Raw genomic sequence first — 4,028 nt, 5'->3', positions numbered from 1 at the left:
CAAGCGGATGTCCGAGGCGTAGCAGGAACTTGGAAGGATTTAACGGATTCAGTTAATTTTATGGCGGGTAGTTTGACAGAGCAAGTACGGAATATTGCGGCTGTTACGACTGCTGTGGCAAATGGCGATTTATCTAAGAAAATTACTGTCGATGTTAAAGGTGAAATTCTGGAGTTAAAAAACACTGTCAACACGATGGTGGATCAGTTAAATTCCTTCGCTTCTGAAGTAACTAGGGTGGCGCGGGAAGTGGGAACCGAAGGCAAATTAGGCGTGCAAGCTGAAGTTAAAGGAGTTGCAGGAACCTGGAAAGATTTAACGGATTCAGTTAACTCGATGGCCGGGAATTTAACAGCACAAGTGCGGAACATTGCTGAAGTGACAACCGCTGTGGCAAATGGCGATTTATCTAAGAAAATTACTGTCGATGTGAAAGGGGAAATTCTCGAGCTGAAAAACACGATTAACATCATGGTGGATCAGTTGAGTTCCTTCGCATCAGAAGTAACCAGGGTGGCGAGGGAAGTAGGAACGGAAGGTAAATTAGGCGTGCAAGCTTACGTGCGCGGTGTAGGGGGAACTTGGAAAGATTTAACCGACAACGTAAACTTGATGGCGGGGAATTTGACGGCGCAGGTGCGGAATATTGCGGAAGTGACGAAAGCGGTGGCAAATGGCGATTTGTCTAAGAAAATCACCGTCGATGTCAAAGGCGAAATTCTGGAGTTGAAAGATACTATTAACGTGATGGTGGATCAGCTTAATTCCTTCGCTTCTGAGGTGACGCGGGTGGCGCGGGAGGTCGGAACTGAGGGTAAATTGGGCGGTCAAGCTGACGTGAAAGGAGTTGCGGGAACTTGGAAAGATTTAACCGACAACGTAAATTCGATGGCGGGGAATTTGACTGCGCAAGTGCGGGGTATTGCTAAAGTTGTGACGGCGGTGGCGAATGGCGATTTGAAGCGGAAATTAATGCTGGAAGCAAAGGGAGAAATTGCGACTCTGGCAGATACGATTAACGAGATGATCGATACGCTGGCGACGTTTGCCGATCAAGTTACTACAGTGGCGCGGGAGGTGGGAATTGAAGGGAAATTGGGCGGCCAGGCAAAGGTTCCGGGCGCGGCGGGGACGTGGCGAGATTTGACGGATAATGTGAATGAGTTGGCGGCGAATTTGACTACTCAACTGCGGGCGATCGCCGAAGTGGCAATTGCTGTTACCAGAGGCGATTTAACGAGGTCAATTTCCGTCGCCACAGAAGGAGAAGTTGCGATCGTTAAGGACAACATTAACCAGATGATCGCCAATCTCCGGGAGACGACGCAGAAAAATACTGAGCAAGATTGGCTGAAAACAAACCTTGCTAAGTTCACTCGAATGCTACAAGGTCAGCGGGATTTAGAAACAGTTTCTAAACTAATTCTCTCAGAATTGACGCCGCTGGTTTCTGCTCAACATGGCGTCTTCTTTATGATGGAAGCTGTCGAACACGATCCGTTTCTAAAACTGTTAAGTACCTACGCATACCGCGAACGCAAGCATCTGGGAAATAGATTTAATTTAGGCGAAGGTTTGGTAGGACAGTGCGCCCTGGAAAAGGAACGAATACTGTTGACAGAAGTGCCGGAAAACTACGTTAAAATTTGCTCGGGTCTGGGAGAATCTACGCCGTTAAATGTCGTGGTTTTACCCGTATTATTTGAGGGACAAGTAACGGCAGTAATCGAGTTAGCTTCGTTCCGCCGATTCAGCGAAATACACTTGACATTTCTCGACCAACTTACAGAAAGTATCGCCATTGTTTTAAATACAATTGCGGCGAGTATGCGGACGGAAGAGCTGCTGAAACAGTCGCAGTCTTTGGCAGAAGAGTTGCAAACTCAGCAAAAAGAACTGACGGAAACTAACAAGCGTCTAGAACAACAAGCGCAGTCGCTACGCGCATCTGAGGAACTGTTGAAGAATCAGCAGGAAGAGTTGCAACAAACGAATGAAGAACTAGAAGAACAAGCTGAATTGCTAGCGCTGCAAAATAAGGAAGTTGAGCGGAAAAACCGAGATATCGAACAGGCGAGGGGGTTGCTGGAAGAAAGAGCCGAACAGTTGGCTCTAACTTCTAAGTATAAGTCGGAGTTTCTGGCTAATATGTCTCACGAGTTGCGTACTCCGCTGAATTCGCTGTTGATTCTCGCTCGATTGCTTTCTGATAATACTGAAGGCAATTTGACTCTGAAGCAAGTTGAATACACGCGCACAATTTACTCGGCGGGAACGGATTTGTTAGGGCTGATTAATGACATCTTGGATCTCGCTAAAATTGAATCAGGCACGATGTCGGTGGAAATTGAGCAAGTGTTGTTTCCTGACTTGCGAGATCATTTGGATCGAACTTTCCGCCAAATCGCCCAGGATAAGAAGTTGAGTTTTCAAATCGAGCTTGAGAGTGGGTTGCCAAAAGGTCTCTATACTGATGCTAAACGGCTGCAACAAGTTTTGAAGAATCTCCTCTCTAATGCGTTTAAGTTTACAGAGCGGGGTGAGGTGAAATTGCTTGTCGAAGTAGCGCGGGAAGGGTGGAATTTAGAGATAGAAAGTTTAACGAGTTCCGCTACTGTTTTGGCTTTCTCAGTTAGCGATACGGGGATTGGGATTTCTGCTGAAAAACACAGGGTTATTTTTGAGGCTTTCCAACAAGCTGATGGTAGCACTAGCCGCAAATACGGGGGCACGGGTTTGGGTTTGTCAATTAGTAGAGAAATCGCTAATCTGTTAGGCGGAGAAATTAAATTGACAAGTCGCCCTGGTGAGGGTAGTAGGTTTACGCTTTATCTGCCGCAAACTTACCAAGAATCGCGAGTAATCAATGATAAGGACCCGGAAATGGGCAAGCAAACGGCTCAATTGCCGCCTGCTATTTCTGCTGCAGTTCATTCGCCGAATTTCCACTTGCCGATCGCGCCTTACCCCTCACCTTTAATCTCTGATGATCGAGAAAATATTGAGAGTGGCGATCGCGTGCTTTTGATTGTTGAAGATGACGTAAACTTCGCTCGTATTCTTTTGGATATGGCGCAGGAACAGGGTTTTAAAGGTTTAGTTGCTTTGCGGAGCGATATCGGTTTGGCGATGGCGCGAGAGTTCAAGCCAACTGCGATTATGCTGGATCTAAATTTGCCTGTGATGGACGGCTGGACAGTGCTCGATCGCTTGAAGCACGACCCAAGTACGCGCCACATTCCGGTTCACATTGTATCAGTTGAAGAAGGGCGGCAGCGCAGTTTGCAGTTAGGGGCGATCGCGTACTTACAAAAGCCTGTCAGTCGCGAAGCTTTGAGCAAAGCTTTGACTGATATTAAGGGTTTTGTGGAGCGACCCGTGAAGAATTTGCTAGTCGTGGAAGACGACGAAACACAGCGTCTCAGCATTGTGGATTTAATCGGCAATCACGATGTTTCTACCACGGCTGTGGGGAGTGGTGCAGAGGCGCTAGAAACTTTGAAATCGGGGCATTTTGACTGCATCGTACTCGATTTGGGACTGCCAGATATGACTGGTTTTGAACTGATCGATCAGATCAAGCAAGAGGCAACTTTGAAAAGTCTGCCGATTATTATTTATACGGGCAAAGAGTTGACGAGAGCCGAAGAAACTCAACTCAAGCGCATGGCGGAAACAATCATTGTTAAAGATGTGCGATCGCCCGAGCGCCTGTTAGATGAAACTGCTTTGTTCTTACACCGAGTCCAAGCAAATTTGCCGGAACCGAAGCGCCAAATGCTAGAGCAATTGTATCAAACAGATTCGACGCTCGCGGGCAAAAAAGTCTTGATTGTTGACGACGATATGCGGAATATTTTCGCCCTCACGAGTATGCTGGAGCGCCATAAAATGGAAATTCTGTTTGCTGAAAACGGCAGAGAGGGAATTGCTCAACTGCAACAGACGCCTGACATAAATATTGTGTTGATGGACGTGATGATGCCAGAGATGGACGGTTACGAAACAATGCAAGCAATTCGTAATAT

1 protein-coding gene is annotated in these 4,028 nt (G+C 46.8%); it reads left to right on the top strand.

Annotation, left to right across the window (positions count from 1 at the left end; genetic code table 11):
• Positions 1-4,028 (top strand): response regulator (locus tag QUB30_RS28155; protein ID WP_333340570.1); only part of this gene is annotated, 4,028 nt, incomplete at both ends.

The sequence above is a fragment of the Microcoleus sp. BROC3 genome (assembly GCF_036702515.1).
In the GTDB taxonomy this organism is placed as follows: Bacteria; Cyanobacteriota; Cyanobacteriia; order Cyanobacteriales; family Microcoleaceae; genus Microcoleus.
This window is presented reverse-complemented; position numbering and strand designations above follow the sequence as displayed.